This window comes from uncultured Salinisphaera sp. (assembly GCF_964012375.1).
Taxonomy (GTDB): Bacteria; Pseudomonadota; Gammaproteobacteria; order Nevskiales; family Salinisphaeraceae; genus Salinisphaera.
In genome coordinates this window covers 1-15,587 of record NZ_CAXGSH010000089.1, presented here as the reverse complement: position 1 = coordinate 15,587, position 15,587 = coordinate 1, and the positions used below count along the sequence as shown (strand labels likewise).

At 66.0% G+C, this 15,587-nt stretch carries 13 protein-coding genes and 1 pseudogene; 6 read left to right on the top strand and 8 right to left on the bottom strand.

Features of this window, described 5'->3' with window-relative positions; genetic code table 11:
• From ABNU97_RS14310 to ABNU97_RS14290, 5 genes and pseudogenes are all read right to left on the bottom strand, one after another.
• Positions 1-189 (bottom strand): annotated as a pseudogene (locus ABNU97_RS14310) (hypothetical protein); the annotation flags it as partial.
• Between the two features lie 108 nt (positions 190-297).
• Entirely contained in the window at positions 298-894 is a 597-nt protein-coding gene (locus ABNU97_RS14305) for an exonuclease domain-containing protein (RefSeq protein ID WP_348767365.1), read from the bottom strand.
• A 6-nt stretch (positions 895-900) separates the two neighbouring features.
• Complete coding sequence (locus ABNU97_RS14300; RefSeq protein WP_348767364.1) at positions 901-2,397, bottom strand: DASS family sodium-coupled anion symporter; 1,497 nt, start codon at positions 2,395-2,397, stop codon at positions 901-903.
• 31 nt (positions 2,398-2,428) lie between these two features.
• Positions 2,429-3,010, bottom strand: coding sequence for a TIGR00730 family Rossman fold protein (locus tag ABNU97_RS14295; RefSeq protein ID WP_348767363.1), 582 nt, complete (start codon positions 3,008-3,010; stop codon positions 2,429-2,431).
• Positions 3,011-3,076: 66 nt separating this feature from the next.
• Positions 3,077-4,474, bottom strand: a complete 1,398-nt coding sequence (locus ABNU97_RS14290) for a hypothetical protein (protein WP_348767362.1) — start codon at positions 4,472-4,474, stop codon at positions 3,077-3,079.
• A gap of 202 nt (positions 4,475-4,676) precedes the next feature.
• Here ABNU97_RS14290 and ABNU97_RS14285 point away from each other — a divergent pair, with 202 nt between their 5' ends.
• Complete coding sequence (locus tag ABNU97_RS14285) at positions 4,677-5,645, top strand: TerC family protein (protein WP_348767361.1); 969 nt, start codon at positions 4,677-4,679, stop codon at positions 5,643-5,645.
• Between the two features lie 91 nt (positions 5,646-5,736).
• On the opposite strand, the gene ABNU97_RS14280 is transcribed toward ABNU97_RS14285, so the two are convergent.
• From ABNU97_RS14280 to ABNU97_RS14270, 3 genes are all read right to left on the bottom strand, one after another.
• Positions 5,737-7,164 (bottom strand): alpha/beta hydrolase, encoded by a 1,428-nt coding sequence (locus ABNU97_RS14280; protein WP_348767360.1) that lies wholly within the window; start codon positions 7,162-7,164, stop codon positions 5,737-5,739.
• Between the two features lie 449 nt (positions 7,165-7,613).
• Complete coding sequence (locus ABNU97_RS14275) at positions 7,614-8,870, bottom strand: Glu/Leu/Phe/Val dehydrogenase (RefSeq protein WP_348767359.1); 1,257 nt, start codon at positions 8,868-8,870, stop codon at positions 7,614-7,616.
• Between the two features lie 73 nt (positions 8,871-8,943).
• Positions 8,944-9,861 (bottom strand): LysR family transcriptional regulator, encoded by a 918-nt coding sequence (locus tag ABNU97_RS14270; protein WP_348767358.1) that lies wholly within the window; start codon positions 9,859-9,861, stop codon positions 8,944-8,946.
• A gap of 145 nt (positions 9,862-10,006) precedes the next feature.
• Between ABNU97_RS14270 and ABNU97_RS14265 the strand changes: the two genes are divergently transcribed.
• From ABNU97_RS14265 to ABNU97_RS14245, 5 genes are all read left to right on the top strand, one after another.
• Positions 10,007-11,968 (top strand): ligand-gated channel protein, encoded by a 1,962-nt coding sequence (locus ABNU97_RS14265; protein ID WP_348767357.1) that lies wholly within the window; start codon positions 10,007-10,009, stop codon positions 11,966-11,968.
• A 118-nt stretch (positions 11,969-12,086) separates the two neighbouring features.
• On the top strand, positions 12,087-13,022 hold the full coding sequence (locus tag ABNU97_RS14260) for an iron-siderophore ABC transporter substrate-binding protein (protein ID WP_348767356.1): 936 nt from the start codon (positions 12,087-12,089) through the stop codon (positions 13,020-13,022).
• A 26-nt stretch (positions 13,023-13,048) separates the two neighbouring features.
• Entirely contained in the window at positions 13,049-14,059 is a 1,011-nt protein-coding gene (locus ABNU97_RS14255) for an iron ABC transporter permease (RefSeq protein ID WP_348767355.1), read from the top strand.
• On the top strand, positions 14,056-15,138 hold the full coding sequence (locus ABNU97_RS14250) for an iron ABC transporter permease (RefSeq protein WP_348767354.1): 1,083 nt from the start codon (positions 14,056-14,058) through the stop codon (positions 15,136-15,138). Before ABNU97_RS14255 ends, ABNU97_RS14250 begins: the two co-directional genes overlap by 4 nt.
• The coding region (locus ABNU97_RS14245; RefSeq protein WP_348767353.1) for an ABC transporter ATP-binding protein at positions 15,135-15,587 on the top strand (453 nt) is incomplete at its 3' end. The genes ABNU97_RS14250 and ABNU97_RS14245, both read left to right, overlap by 4 nt.

Genomic DNA, 15,587 nt, shown 5'->3' with positions numbered 1-15,587 from the left:
GTCGCCGTGGATCTTCCAGGTCACGCTATCCGGGCCGAACAGCCCCGGATCGCCGACCGGGGCATCGTAGTCGATGCCGAAATCCTCGGTGGTCGCCACCACGCCCACGATCCAGTCGCGCAGGCGTGTATGCAGCGGCGTAAGCCACTGGCTTGGCGCAGGCAGACGCGGGCTGAAACGATGGGGCACAGGCAGAGTATCTCGACGCGTTAGGCTAACGACTATACCGCCGACACCGCCGGCACAGATGCAACCGACCGAAGCCGGCAGCACCAGACGGCCGGCCGGGCCGTCGGCTCAGCCGGCGAATTCGCGCAGCGGGCGGTGGGCATCGGTCAGCCAGTCGGCCACCGATCGACCGCTGGCCTCGACCGCCGCCAACACCACCAGGCCAGCCGCGCGGGCGTCTTCGCCGGCGTCGTGGTGGTCGAACTCGATGGCCAGATACTCGCTCAGGCTGGCCAGCCCCCAGCCCCGCCGGGCGAACCGGGCAAAGGCGCGGCGCGCCACGCGGGCGGAGTCCAGCCAGTATGCGCCCAGCAGCGGCAAATCGTAGCGGGCACAGGCCCGCGCGGTGGCGGTGACATCGAAGGCCGTATGTGACACCACGATTCGCCCGGTCAGCAGGGCCGCGATCTCGGCGTGGACCTCGGGCCAGCTCGGCGCGGCGGCGACATCCGCGGCCCGGATACCGTGAATACCGATGTTGTGGGTCGAAAACCAGGTCTGGGGGTTGATCAGCCAGGACCAGTTATCGACCAGAACGCCGTCGGCAAAGGTTGCGAAGCCGATCTGGCAGATGCTGCCCGCGTCGTGGTTCGCGGTTTCCACGTCGATGGCAATGAAGTCGGGCACGCCGGCCACGACAGCCGGCGCCGAGATCGGCCGCGCCATGGCCTGTTACCAGAACATGCTGATGATCAAGTACGGCACCAGCGTGGCAAGCACGACACAGACGATATTGAGCGCGAAGCCCGCCTGCATCATCGACTGGATCTTCATGCGCCCGGTCGCGAACACGATGGCGTTGGGCGGCGTGGCCACCGGCATCATGAACGCACAGCTGGCCGCGATCGCGGCCGGCACGGTCAGCAGCAGCACGTCCACGCCCACCGAACCCGCCAGCGCGCCGAGCAGCGGCATGAACACCGCGGCGGTCGCCGTATTCGAGCTGACCTCGGTGAGCGAAATGATCACCAGCACCACCGCACCCACGAGCAGCACGCCCGGCAGCACGCCAAAGATTTCCATCTGGGTGGCAATCCACTCGGCCAGGCCGGTGTCCTTGATCGCGCCCGCGAGCGCCAGCCCGCCGCCGAACAGCAGCAGCACGCCCCAGGGCACGTTGGCTTCGTTTTCCCAGTTCATCAGCCGGCCGGTGTTGGCCTGCTTGCGATCGGGGCCGACCCGGCCGCTGCCCGCGGGAATCACGAACAGGGCCACGCCGATGAAGATGGCGATCATGGCATCGGAGAGCCAGTCGACCCCGGCGTTGTTGATCAACGGCCGGAATATCCACAGCCCCGCGGCGAGCAGAAACATGCCGCCCACGCGTTTCTCGGCGGTGGTCAGGCCACCGAGCTGGCGCATTTCGTCCTTGAGCATGTCGCGCCCGGCCTGGCTGTTATCCAGGTCGAAGCCGCCCCAGGTCAGCCAGACCCAGGCCGCGGCCATCATCGCGATGGATACCGGGATGCCCACGACCATCCACTGCGCGAAACCGATATCGATGCCCTGATCCGACGACAGATAGCCCGCCAGCAGCGCGTTCGGCGGCGTACCGATGAGCGTGGCCACGCCGCCGATCGATGCCGCATAGGCAATACCCAGCAGCAGACGGGTGGCATAGCGATCCACCGCCGGCGAGTCTTCCTCGGCCATGAGGCTCACCACCGACATGCCGATCGGCAGCATCATGATCGAGGTGGCCGTATTGGATACCCACATGCTGATGAAGCCGGTGGCGATCATGAAGCCGGCGATCTGGCGGGCCGGGCTCGAGCCCACGGCCAGCAGGGTAGCCAGAGCGATACGCCGGTGCAGATTCCAGCGCTGCATCGCCAGGCCGAGCAGAAAACCGCCCAGAAACAGGAAGATGATGTCGTCGGCATAGGAGGCAGCCAGATCCTCGATGCCGCCCACCCCGATTGCCGGGCCGATGGCAAGCGGCAGCAGCGACGTGGCCGGGATGGGGATCGCTTCGGTCGCCCACCAGGTGGCCATGAACAACGCCAGACCGGCACAGTGCCAGGCCGCAGCGTCCATGCCGGCGGGTGCTGGGAGCACGAGCACGGCCAGCATGAAAAGCGGACCGAGGAACAGCCCGATACGTCCGGCAAGGCTGGTCGAATGGGCCTCCTGCTGGTTGGAGGACACGCTGTCCTGGCTCTGGCTCATGCCTTTTCTCCCGTTGTTTTCGACGGCCCGTTCAGGCGCGGGCGGTGACACCCATCATGGCGAGTAGGGCGTCGGCGTCAGGCGCACGCTGCAGGCGTTGTGCATGGACGGCCGACAAGAAACCTTCATCCTGCATATGCGCGATGCAGTTGGCCAGCGGCCCGTAGAAGCCGTCGACGTCGAGCAGGCCGCAGGGTTTGTCGTGCCAGCCCAGCTGATGCCAGGTCAGCACCTCGAACAGCTCCTCGAGCGTGCCGAAGCCGCCCGGCATGGCGATGAAGCCGTCGGCGGCCTCGATCATCGCCAGCTTGCGCTGATGCATGGTTTCCACCACGTTGAGTTCGGTCAGCCCCGTATGCGCGAGTTCGCGATCGGTCATCGAGCGTGGAATGACGCCATATACGTCGCCCCCGGCGGCCAGCGCGGCGTCGGCGACCACCCCCATCAAGCCGACCCGCGCCCCGCCATAGACGAGCCGCACGCCGGCCCGGGCAATGGCAGCGCCCAGGGCCGCGGCGGCCTCGCGATACACCGGGCGCGCCCCGTCACGGGAGCCGCAATACACGCACAGACTACGAATGGCGAGATCAGCGGGCGCTTTGTTTTCGGTCATGGCAGACGAAGCGTTGGCGGGCGGGGCACGCATTCTAACCAGTGCCACAGAATGCGCGCAGCCGGCCTAGACCTTGCGCTGATGCTCTAGCGCCTCCTTGTCGACGTCCTTGACGAAGGTTTCGTCGATCTCGCCGGAGAAGAAGCGCTTGCCGTAGATCAGCAGGCACAGGCCGATACCCACGCCGAACGCCCAGGCCGCGCCCTGGGTGACGAGCACGCCAGCGGTTACGCCGGCAATGCCCAGATCGCGCTGGCTGCGCGCTTCCATGATGCCGATACGCACCGATACATAGCCCTGCAGCAGCAGCGTCAATGCCAGTGCCACGCCGAGGATCGGCTGGATGATGGACACGATCGGCAATAGCAGCAGGCCGGTATTCGTCCCCCAGCGAAACGACCCGGCGCCGCCGAAGATCGAATCCATGGCCTTGCGGCCTTCCTTGTAGCGCTCCACGATCACCACGTGCATCGCCGCCCACAGCGGCCCGCACATGGCCACGTCCGGGCCGATGATGCTCATGCCTGCGTTACGCGCGCCAAAGATCATGTGGGCACGGTCCGGGCTGTAGTCGATCTGCTCGTCCGGACGCGAACCGTCGGCCTCGTCGAGCAGCGCCTTGGACTGGAGCACGTCGCCGAAGAGCACGATATAGGTCGCACCGACCATGGGCAGCGCCTGGATGAAGAACCAGGCCGGCGGCAGGCCGACCCCGAACACGGTGTACTCGGTCCACAGGGTCACGAAGTCCGGCTTGGAGAAACCCCACTCCACGTCGGGCCAGGGCGCTTCGCCGAACATCGGCGCGATGATGATGGCCAGGGCGATGATGGGGAAGATGCCCAGCTTGCCGATCAGGCCGAACACGGCGTTGCGCTGCTTGAGCACGCTGAAGCCGCGCGAAAAGATCAGCAGGAACGCCAAGCCCACGGCAATGGAAATGGTGAACGGGAACGTCCAGAAGCGCCCGCCGTCGGCGAATACGCTGTTCACCGCAGCCAGGCCCGCACCCATGATGATGCCGGCCTTGAGCGCGGGCGGTACGAAGCGCACCACGTGTTTGGCCATGCCGGTCGCGCCCAGGCCGATGGACAGCGTGCCGAGCATGAACTGGAAGGCAATCAGCGCATGCACGCGGTCCACGCCCTCCGGAAAGCCTTCGCAGTAGGCGATGAGCAGCGGAATGGCCGGCGTGATCCAGCCGGGCACCACCGGGTCGCCCAGCAGATGATGGGTGAGATAGAACAGGCCGTTGAGCATGACCACGGCCAGGGCCGCCTCGAACGGCATGCCCAGTAGATCCATCATCAAGGGAATGGCGGCCAGGTCGACCGCGCACATCAGCAGTCCCTGCAGATAGTCCGGCCATTCGAAGCGGTAGTGCAGAAACGGCAGCCGAACCTTGAACGGGCCTGCGCCCCAGTACGGCGTTTCCCCGCCGTCGCGCTGCTTGTATTGAAACATTGAAATCCCCCCGGTTTGGATGCGCGTAAGATAGCACCGGGATTGTGGATATTCAGATTTTCGGAACCAGATTCCACTTGGCCCACGCCCGGCCCGAACGCATCGACCCGTTCTTAACAAGCCTTTGATGACAGGGCGCATACCATGCCCGCATCGGCCGGCGACGGGCTCGGCCGAGACTTACGCAAAAGAGAATCAAGCGATGGATGTACCTTTCTGGGTCTGGGGCGCGACGATCGCCGGTATCCTGGCGTTGTTGATCTTCGACTTCTTCGCCCATGTGCGCACCCCGCATGCCCCTTCTTTGAAAGAGGCCGGCGGCTGGTCGATCTTCTATGTGGTGCTGGCCATCATCTTCGGCATCGGCCTTTGGATGGTGTGGGGCCACGACCACGGCATCGAGTATTTCGCCGGCTATATCACCGAAAAAAGTCTCTCGGTCGACAACCTGTTCGTGTTCGTGATCATCATGGCCTCGTTCAACGTACCCGCCGAATATCAGCAGAAAGTGCTGCTGGTGGGCGTGGTGATCGCGCTGATTCTGCGTACGATCTTCATCGCCCTAGGCGCCGCCGCGATCGAGAACTTCTCCTGGGTGTTCTATATCTTCGGCCTCTTCCTGCTGTATACGGCCTGGAGCCTGGCGCGCACCAAGCACGACGAAGACGAGGAATACGAACCCAACATCATGGTGCGGTTGGCACAGAAGTACCTGCCGGCCACCGACGAGTACGACGGCACGCGCCTGACCACGATCCAGAACGGCAAGCGCCTCATTACCCCGATGCTGATCGTGATGATCGCCATCGGTGCCACCGATATCCTGTTCGCGCTGGACTCGATCCCGGCCATCTACGGGCTCACCAAGGAGCCCTATATCGTGTTCACCGCCAACGCCTTCGCCCTGCTCGGCCTGATCCAGCTCTACTTCCTGCTGGGTGGACTGCTGGACCGGCTGGTCTATCTGTCGCTGGGGCTTGCCGTCATTCTCGGCTTCATCGGCGTCAAGCTGATGATCCATGCCCTGCACACCAATGAGCTGCCCTTCATCAACGGCGGCCAGGAAGTGCATCTGGTGCCCGAAATCCCGATCTGGCTGTCGCTGTCGGTCATCATCGGCATTCTGGTGGTGACCACGGTAGCCAGCCTCATGAGCAGCAAGAACAAGTAAGCGCTCAGGTCCGCGATCGCTTCGCCGACCGGATTGCGGGCAAAAAAAAGCCGGGGCGCACAGGCCCCGGCTTGTTATCGGTCTAGCTGCCTCAAGGCACCGCGCAGGCCGCGACGCCCTGCCGGGTCGACGTGGTGAACTGACAACCATAGTCGGCGCTTGAAACGGCGCTGCGCGCGACGTCGTCTCCGGCGGGCTTCTGGTTGTTCTGTTCCCAGTTGATCATGGCGTCGAATGCCGCCTGACGTTCGGCCTGGGTGAAGTCGCAGTGCCCGGGGGCTCTTACGGCACGTTGCACGAGCATGTCGCCACTGCCGCTGGCATCGGCGCGCTGCCGATAGACCTGCTCGTGCACGAACGGCACGTACAAATCGCCCAGACCGTGAAGCGTGACCACCGGCACGTTGAACTCGCCGTTGACCCGCGGAATCCAGCGTACGCCGTCGCTGCGGGCCGGGTTGGCGCTCGGATCGGCGCTGACACGCAGGATCGATTCGTTGAAGGCGGTCTCGTCCATCGTGCTGGCATCGGGATCGTTATCGATGTTGTAGGTCACATCCTGATTGCCGCTGAGGTTGCGGGCGAGAATGCCGTTGACCGTGCCATCGCGACCGCCGGTGCCCATTACGACGTTGTAATAGCCGCCACGAAAGCCCTGCTCGAAGACCGGCCGGTCGCCGCCGCTGAGCGTACGCACGATGTTTTCCAGGCGCTCGCCGGCCGCGGTCGGCACGCCCTGCTGCGTAAAGCTGGGGGGCGTGGTCCAGAGCACGGCATCGATTTCAGACTGGTCGAAATCGGTCGCCGGATAGCTCGTCGGGCCCAGGTCGGCCACGTGCTGGGCCGCGAAGGTGACATTGAGCAGATAGTCGAACTCGTAGGTACCCCCCACCACGCCGCAGCGCGGCACCGCCCCTGCGTACGCCACCTTATTGGCGGCCTCGCGCTGGGTCTCGGCCTCGACGGCCGCTGCCGCCACGTGTCCGCCCATGGAGTCGCCGACGATATAGATCTTGCTCGGCGCCATGACGGTACGGCCGTTCTGTTCGGCAATAGCGACAAACGCATTGGCCAGGGCGTTGGTGTCTTCCACGCCGGCGCGAACGTCGTAATAGTTCTTGCTGTAGCTCGACGCCGCCCAGGCATAGCCCTGGCTGATGTAGTAGTTGCGAAGATTCGGGTTGCTCACCGTCAGTTCGCTGCCTTCGCCGCGATAGCCGTGCGCGTACATCACGAGCATGCCGTTCCAGCTGCCCTCGGCCGGCACTTCGATGCGATAGCCCGCACCGCTGTCCATGACGCCGCTCCAGCGATCCGTGGTGACCCCGGTGATCGCCTCGAATGCCAGCGTCTCGCGATTGACGGCGAACTCACGGCTGTCCTGCTGACGCGTCAGCGTGTCGTTACCGGAGTCTACGGTGTCGATGCTGTCATCGCTATCGGAACAGCCCACCACCAATGCGCTCGCGCTCGCGCACGCGAGCGCCAGGACCTGCAAGGTCCAGCGTCGATCTTTCATGTCTCCTCCTGGGCGCCGTCGAGGGGGCCCGGTCCGGTCAAACGGACACGGGGTCGAACGGGCCGTGTTTATTTTTAGGTTTATTCTGGTTCTATTACGTCCGGCGCGACAAAATCGAAACGTCATTTCACCGGCGTACGCCAGTAATTCACCGTACCGTGGCGTGCGTCAAGTGCCTCGACCGTACGTGCATAAAACCGGGCCACAGCGGACGTGCGTCGCTGCAGCGAAAGAGATGAAAATACGCTGATCAGTCAGTCGCTTGCACAGCCCTTGCCAGCCGGGCCAGGCAACACGGAACGCGCGCACATAACCCTAACGTCGAATACGCGGCCCAGCTTGGGGCAGCGCCATCCTGCGCAAGGAGAACGCAGGCAGCGCTTGGCGCTACCCAGCCAGCGTCCCCACCCGGCATTGGGGTGCCTTTTTGCCGGGTGAGTTACCTCGCCCTAGGCGCCGTCGCGAAAGAAGGCGCTGGTGCCGCGGGCCTCGGCCGCCTTTTCCAGTTTTTCCAGAGCGATGACGTAGGCGGCGGTGCGGTAGTCGATATCCAGCTCCTCGGCGCGGTCGGCCACGCGCTGGGTAGCATCGACCATGCGCGTTTTCAGGCGCTCGGCCACGGTATCGGCATCCCAGTACCAGGCCTGGCGGTTCTGGACCCATTCGAAGTAGCTCACCGTCACGCCGCCGGCGTTGGCGAGGATATCGGGCAGCACCTGCACGCCGTTTTCGACGAGCGTGGCATCGGCCTCGCTGGCAACCGGGCCGTTGGCGATCTCGACGATTACACCGGCATGCACGTTGGCGGCATTGTCCTCGGTGATCACGTTTTCCAGCGCGGCGGGCGCGAGCACGTCGACCTTTAGAGCGATCAGATCGTCGTTGGATATCTGCTCGGCGTCGGCATCGGTGACCGATCCCTTGGACTGTTTGGCCTTGGCCACGGCATCGATATCCAGACCGTTCTCGTCGTAGATCGCGCCGCCGGAATCGCTGACCGCGACCACCGTGTAGCCGGCGTCGACACACAACCGTGCGAACTGCTGGCCGGCGTTGCCAAAGCCCTGCACAGCCACGGTGGTGCCGTCGGCTTCGCGCTCCCAGCGCTCCATCATCGTTTGAAGCGTATGGAAGGCGCCGTCGCCGGTAGCCGTGGTGCGGCCTTCGGAGCCGCCCATTTCCACCGGCTTGCCGGTGATCACGGCACGTTCCTCGGCCCGGTTGATGATGCGGTACTGGTCCATCATCCAGCCCATCACACGCGGTTTGGTATTCACGTCCGGCGCGGGGATATCGGAATCCGGGCCGATGAAGTCGGCGATCTTGTCGATATAGGCCCGCGAAAGCCGTTCCATCTCCGCCGGCGATAGCTCTTTGGGATCGATCGAAATGCCGCCCTTGCCGCCGCCGAAGGGTAGGCCGAGCACGGCGCATTTCATGGTCATCCAGAACGCCAGGGTCGAGACTTCGTCGACGTTCACGTCCGGATGAAAACGAATCCCGCCCTTGGCCGGGCCCAGCGTGGTGTCATAGCGCACGCGGTAGCCGGGGTAGAGCTTCATTTCGCCGTTGTCGTGGCGCAGCGGTACCGACACCTTGAGCGCAGTGTCCGGCTGGGCCAGCTGCTGGGCGATATCGTCGGAGATATCGATATGCTCGAGCGCGGCTTCGATACGCGCGCTCGCACCGTCGAAAAGACTGGGCATAAGACAATACGTTTGCGGACAATAGAACGTAGCTGCGTCCGACCAACCGCCAATACAAGAGCCGCCGGGCGGTTCAGGCAGCGGCCGTCTGGGCGCGCCATGCCTGCGGGATGGCCTCGCGCAGGTAGTCCAGCAGACAGACCGTGCGCCGCGGCAGCCGGCCGTAGGGATAGGCCAGCGTCACTGGAAGCGGCGTGACCGACCAGTCGGCCAGACAACGACTGAGCGTGCCCGGGTGCGCCTGGGAACGCTTGGCGGCGGCCCAGTCCGGCATGATCCCCAGCCCCTGACCACGGGCAATCGCATCGGCCTGCAATACCAGCTGATCGGTTCTCACCCGTGCACGAACCGGCGCCAGCCGATAGACCATGCCCTGGCGGTCGTTGTGCAGCTCCAGCGGCGTACCCCGATCGCCGAGCATATCCACCCAGCGGTGATCGGCCAGCTCGCGCGGATGCGACGGCGTGCCGTGCGCAGCCAGGTAGTCCGGATGCGCATAGATGCCGCGGCTGAGCTGGCCCACGACTTCGCAGCGCAGGCCGCAGTCGGCGAGTTCACCCGGCCACAGACACAACGACACGCCCGAGCCGTTGCCGGGTGGCTGGGTCAGCGTGAGCAGGTTGAGCTCGATCTCGGCAAAGCGCTGGAGAAACGCCTCCACGTTGTGCATGAACCAGCCGCGCATGAACAGCGGATGCGCGTGTACGGTCAGCTTGCCGGCCACCCGTTCGCTGAGCTGCTCCAGCGCATAGCGGCTTTCCCGATCGATATCGAGCATGTCCCGACAGTAGCCGGCAAAGACCCAGCCCGCATCGGTGGGCTCGAGCCCGTTCGCACGCCGGCGCAGCAGCGGCTGGCCCACCCGGGCCTCCAGCCGTGCCAGACGCCGGCTCAGGGTGGACTTGGACAACGACATACGGCGTGCCGTGGCGGTGAGGCTGGCGCTGTCGACCACGGCAACGAAGGCCGCCAGCTCGTTGAGTTGATGCATCTCCGTGCCTTGCTTGTGGCCGAACCCTGCGGGCTCGGAGGTCGTGTTGCTGTAAACGCAATCAGGCGTTCGATCCATTGCAATCCGCTTTATAGCACAATCTTAATAAGAATGATTCGTATTTAATGAATTCCTTGGGGGATCAATGACCGGTATTCAGCGTGCCCGGGTAGGGCTGTGCGTCGCGATTGTTGTGGGAAGCAGTACGGGCGCGAACGCCCAGGAGGCGATGTCGCTCGGCGAGGTCGTGGTGACCGCCTCCGGCCATGAACAGCAGATTGAAGACGCGCCGGCCTCGATCAGCGTGATCGATCAGGAAAAGATCGAAAAACGCTACTACCGCAACGTCACCGATGCGCTGCAGGACGTACCCGGCGTGATCGTCACCGGCGGCGGCGCGGGCGATAACGGCCGCGATATCAGCATCCGCGGCATGCCCAGCGCCTATACGCTGATCCTCGTCGACGGCAAGCGCCAGAACACCCGCGAAACCCGCCCGAACGGCAGCGCCGGCTTCGAGCAGGATTTTCTGCCGCCGCTGCAGGCCATCGACCGGATCGAGGTCATCCGCGGGCCGATGTCCACGCTCTACGGCTCCGACGCCATCGGCGGCGTGATCAATATCATCACCCGCAAGGTGCCCGAGGACTGGGGCGGCGCCGTACAGGCCGACGCCATTATCCAGGAAGACGGCGACTCCGGTAACCGTCAGAGCGCGAATTTCTATGTCGGCGGCCCGCTCAAGCAGGACCTGCTGGGCCTGCAGCTCTACGGCAAGGTCAGCCGTCGCGCCGAAGACGAAATCATCGACGGCTATGAAGGCAAGGACCTGCGCAACCTCACCGCACGCCTGGCGTTCACGCCCACCGACAACCAGGACTTCACCCTAGAAGCCGGCGCCGAGGAACAGACACGCGAACAGAACGTCGGCCGCTCCGGCCGGGTGACGGGCTGTCGCGGTGGTTGTACCGATTCCTTCAACCGCTATTCGCGCGAACATTACGCCCTGACCCACCAGGGCCGCTGGGACTTCGGCACCACCGATTCCTATATCCAGCGCGAGCGGGCAGAAAACTCGAGCCGCGAAATCGAAATCACCAACACGGTGGCCAAGACCAGCGTGGTCGTGCCCCTGGGCATGCACGTCGTGACCCTCGGCGCCAGCGCGGAACGCCAGGAACTGGCCGACGACACCACCAACCAGATCTCCGATCTCACCGATGTCGAAAAAGACATCTGGGCGGTGTTCGCCGAGGACGAGTGGATGCTCACCGACACCTTCGCGCTCACCGGCGGGCTGCGCCTGGACCACGACGAGAACTTCGATTCGCACCTCAGCCCGCGTCTGTACGGCGTATGGAACCCTACCCGCAACTGGACCCTCAAGGGCGGCGTGTCGACCGGCTTCCGGGCCCCGGATCTGCGCGAGATCACGCCCGACTTTGGCCAGGTCAGCCGCGGCGGCAATATCTACGGCAACCCCGACCTGGAACCGGAAACCTCGGTCAACAAGGAGATCGCCCTGCTCTATGCCAGCGACTGGGGCGCCAACGCCAGCCTGACGCTGTTCCACAACGACTTCGACGACAAGATCACCCGCGTGGCCTGCCCGATCGATATCTGTAGCGACGGCGCCAACCAGTTCGGCTCCGACCCCACCTATCGCATCAACGTCGACGAAGCGATCACCCAGGGCGTGGAAGTTGCCCTGTCGGCCCCGGTGAGCACCACCGTGGACGTATCCGTGAGCTATACCTATACCGATTCCGAACAAAAATCCGGCGAATACGAAGGCGAACCGCTCACCCAGCTGCCCAAGCATCTGTTCAGCGCCTCGGCCAACTGGCAGGCCACGCAGAACATCGCCTCCTGGGCGCGCCTGACCTATCGCGGCGAAGAGAGCCAGCCCACCACCGGGCCTTCGCAGAGCGCTCTGATCGCACCGTCCTACACGTTCGTGGACGCCGGCATGGGCTATGCCCTGACCGATGCCACCACGCTCAACCTCGGCGTCTACAACCTGTTCGACGAGGACGTTAACTACGAAGAATACGGCTTCGTCGAGGACGGGCGCCGCTACTGGCTGGGCATGAACGTCGAGTTCTGAACGCCGACCCACGCCCTCCGGCAAACCTTTCGCACGCGCCGCCGCTGGCTCCAGGCGGCGGCGCGCATTATCCTGCACGGTCGCGATCCCGACCGTGCGCCATCACGGAGCTTCACCCATGTCGTTTTTCAATGGCCGGCGCAGCGCGCTCGGCGTCATCGCAATGCTCGTTCTGGCCGTTTTTGCCTGCCCGGCACAGGCCGCGCGCGCGCTCGATACCGCCTATGGCAAGGTCGAGATCGACGGCAGCCCCGAGCGTGTCGTGACCCTGTATGAAGGCGCGCTCGATGCCGCTGTGGCCCTGGGTACGAAACCGGTCGCGGCCGTGGCTACGCGTGGCGGCAACAGCGTGGCCAACTACACGCAGGCGCGCGTGCCGGGTATCGCGATCGTCGGCACCGCGCGCGAGAGCAATATCGAAGCCGTGGTCGCCCAGCGTCCGGACGTGATCCTGGCGTCTTCAAACCTGTCCGAACCGCAGTACCGGCTGCTGTCGAAGATCGCGCCGACCGTGGTGCCAAAGAACGCCGCCTTCGGCCCCGATGCATGGCAGAACGAAACCCGGCTGTTCGCACGCGCGCTCGACCGCGAAGACAAGGCCGCACAACTCATCGCGGCCTTCGACAAACGCGCCGAGCAGATCAGCGCGCAGGTACCGGCCGATACCGAGGCCACGCTGGCGCGCTGGATGCCGCAGGGCCCGCTGGTCATGTCGTCGAAAATATTCGGCGGCCGGGTGCTGGCCGCGGCCGGTTTCGAGACGGCCGACCATGACGACATCGCCGATGATCGCCCGCATAGCGATCCGCTCAGCCTGGAAAACCTGGACCGTATCGACAGCGACTGGCTGTTTCTGGCCACCCTCAACGACGACGGTGAATCCGCGCTGGCCAAGGCCCGCACCTCGCCGGCCTTCGAACGCCTGAGCGTAGTGCAGCGCGATCATGTCGTACCCGTCGACGGCCAGCTCTGGACCAGCGCTTCCGGCCCGCTGGCCGCTGACGCGATTCTCGACGACATCGCCCGCGCGCTGGGTATCGCCGCCCGGCCTTGAGCGAGCGGCCCCGCACTGCTGGCGCCATGCCGCAGCGCCGCGTCGGCCTGTGGCTCGCAGTGCTGACCGGCGTTGCGCTGATCGTATGCGCCGCCAGCCTGCTGTTCGGCGCCGGTGCCGTGGGCCCGGTCGCGTCCCTGGATACGCTCATGCGCACGCTCAGCGGACGCGTCGCCGACGACAACGCCTGGTTCGCAATCGAATCGCTGCGCGCACCGCGTACCGTGATCGGGGTTCTGGTAGGCGCCGCACTGGCGGTGGCCGGGGCGTTGCTGCAGGCGGTCACCCGCAACCCGCTGGCCGAGCCCGGCCTGCTGGGGGTCAGCGGCGGCGCCACCTTCGCGGTGGCCATCGCCATCGCGCTTGGCGCGGATGCAGCCACCCTGCGCGTACCGGTGGCCCAGCTCGGTGCGCTGGCCGGCTGTCTGGCCGTACTCGCGGCCTCGCGCGTGCGCGGCGCCGGCGACGATCCGGTGCGCCTGGTGCTCGCGGGGGCGGTGCTTTCCGGCCTGCTCTATGCGCTGACCTCGCTGGTGCTGTTGTTCGACGAACGTACCGCCGACGAAATCCGGTTCTGGGTCGTGGGTAGCTTTGCCGGCCGTCGCCCGGCCGACGTGATCGCGCTGCTGCCGGGCCTCGCCGTGGCCGCGCTGATGGTCATCGGTATCGCCCGGCCGCTGGCCGCGCTGGCGCTGGGCGAACACGTGGCCAGCGGGCTGGGGCACAGGCCCCGACTGGTTCGCCTGCTGGTGGTCGTGGCCGTAGCGCTGCTGGTGGGGTCGGCCACCGCCATCGCCGGGCCGATCGCCTTCATCGGCCTGGTCGCACCCTTCGTGGCACGGGCGCTGGTCGGCCCGGATGTACGCGCCACGCTCTGGCTGTGTCTGCCCATCGGCGCCGCGCTCACGCTCGGCGCGGACGTGGTATCGCGGCTGGTCGTACGCCCCTCCGAACTGCCGCTGGGCGTGCTCACGGCCCTGATCGGCGCGCCGGTGCTGGTGGCCGTCGTGCGCTCGCGGCGTCTGCCCACGTTATGAATACGGCCAGCCAGCAGGCAAAGAATACGATCGCGCCCGCCGGCAGCTGGCGCCTGCCGCTCGGCCCGGCTCGCAGCGGGCGCTCGGTGCTGCTCGACAAGCGGGCCTGCGGGGCCAATCTGCTGCTGGCCGCGGCGCTGTTTACCGCCTGCGTGGCGTCGCTGTGCCTGGGCGAGGTATCGATCGCCCCCGGCGCCGCGATCGCCGGGCTGTTCGGCTACGGCGACGGCATGGACGTATTCGTTCTCCAGCAACTGCGCGCCACACGGCTGCTCGCCGGCGTGCTCTCCGGGGCGGCCTTCGCGCTGGCGGGCTGTCTGATGCAGACCCTTGCCCGCAACCGGCTGGCCACCCCCGGCATCATCGGCCTGGACAACGGTGCGACCGCCTTTGCCGTGGCCTCGGTGCTGGGCGTGGGCCTGGGCATCGCGCCGCCGGCCGTGGCGCTGGTCGGGGCCAGCGTGGCCACCGCCATCGCCTTCGGTCTGGCCGGCGGCATCGGCACGCAGGGCTATCGTTTCCTCGTAGCGGGCATTGGCGTGGGCGCGGCCTTCGATGCGATCACGCGGCTCATGCTCGCCCGCAGCGCGATCGATGCCGCCAATGCGGCCTATCCCTGGACGGTGGGCAGCCTCAACGGCGTGGGCGCGCTCGCCTTGAACATGCTCGCCGTCGGCCTGGTGATTGGCCTGATCGGCGCAGCGGCGCTGGCCCGGGCGCTGGGGGTGGTGCGTTTTTCCGAAGGCGTGGCCCAGGGCCTGGGGATTCGCGTGCGCTACATCCGCCTGGGCGCGCTGGCGCTGTCGGTGTGCCTGACCGCGCTGGCGGTGGCGGTCGCCGGCCCGGTGGGACTGATCGCGCTGATCGGCCCGGAAGTGGCCCGCCATCTGTCCTCGCGACGCGGCGTGCCGCTGATGGGCGCCACGCTGGCCGGCGCCCTGCTCATGGTGGCGGCCGATCTGGCCGGGCGGGTGCTGTTCTCGCCGATCGAGATTCCGGTCGGGCTGATCAGCACCGTGGTCGGCGCGCCGGTGCTGCTCTGGATACTGCTACGCCCAGGCCACAGAATAGGCGTATGACCGTGCCTTTCGACGCGCCGCCCCTGTCGCTGACCAGCCCGCTGCAGGCCGAAAAGCTGTGCGTGAGCTATGGCCGGCGGCCGGTACTCAGCGAGCTGGATATCGCCTTTCCGCGCGAACGGGTCACCGCGATTGTGGGGCCCAACGGCTGCGGCAAATCCACGCTGCTGTCCGCGCTGGCACGCCTGCATACGCCACAGGCCGGGCGCATCACCCTCGAAGGCCGCGATATTCGCAGCTACGGCGCACGCGAACTGGCCCGGGCGCTGGCTTTACTGCCACAGAACGTGACGGCGCCCGAGGGCCTGACCGCGGCCGAGCTGATCCGCTTCGGGCGTCAGCCGCACCAGAGCTGGTTGCGGCAATGGTCCGCCGAGGACGGCGCAGTCGTCGATGCCGCCCTGGCCGCCGCCGATCTGCAATCGCTGGCACACCGCCCGCTGGAAGCC

Excerpts from the sequence above, each read along its gene's own strand:
- ABNU97_RS14280 (WP_348767360.1), bottom strand. The coding sequence starts at position 7,164 with ATGAAAGATCGACGCTGGACCTTGCAGGTCCTGGCGCTCGCGTGCGCG.
- ABNU97_RS14270 (WP_348767358.1), bottom strand. The coding sequence starts at position 9,861 with ATGCATCAACTCAACGAGCTGGCGGCCTTCGTTGCCGTGGTCGACAGC.
- ABNU97_RS14255 (WP_348767355.1), top strand. The coding sequence starts at position 13,049 with ATGCCGCAGCGCCGCGTCGGCCTGTGGCTCGCAGTGCTGACCGGCGTT.
- ABNU97_RS14305 (WP_348767365.1), bottom strand. The coding sequence starts at position 894 with ATGGCGCGGCCGATCTCGGCGCCGGCTGTCGTGGCCGGCGTGCCCGAC.
- ABNU97_RS14285 (WP_348767361.1), top strand. The coding sequence starts at position 4,677 with ATGGATGTACCTTTCTGGGTCTGGGGCGCGACGATCGCCGGTATCCTG.
- ABNU97_RS14250 (WP_348767354.1), top strand. The coding sequence starts at position 14,056 with ATGAATACGGCCAGCCAGCAGGCAAAGAATACGATCGCGCCCGCCGGC.
- ABNU97_RS14290 (WP_348767362.1), bottom strand. The coding sequence starts at position 4,474 with ATGTTTCAATACAAGCAGCGCGACGGCGGGGAAACGCCGTACTGGGGC.
- ABNU97_RS14275 (WP_348767359.1), bottom strand. The coding sequence starts at position 8,870 with ATGCCCAGTCTTTTCGACGGTGCGAGCGCGCGTATCGAAGCCGCGCTC.
- ABNU97_RS14295 (WP_348767363.1), bottom strand. The coding sequence starts at position 3,010 with ATGACCGAAAACAAAGCGCCCGCTGATCTCGCCATTCGTAGTCTGTGC.
- ABNU97_RS14260 (WP_348767356.1), top strand. The coding sequence starts at position 12,087 with ATGTCGTTTTTCAATGGCCGGCGCAGCGCGCTCGGCGTCATCGCAATG.
- ABNU97_RS14300 (WP_348767364.1), bottom strand. The coding sequence starts at position 2,397 with ATGAGCCAGAGCCAGGACAGCGTGTCCTCCAACCAGCAGGAGGCCCAT.
- ABNU97_RS14265 (WP_348767357.1), top strand. The coding sequence starts at position 10,007 with ATGACCGGTATTCAGCGTGCCCGGGTAGGGCTGTGCGTCGCGATTGTT.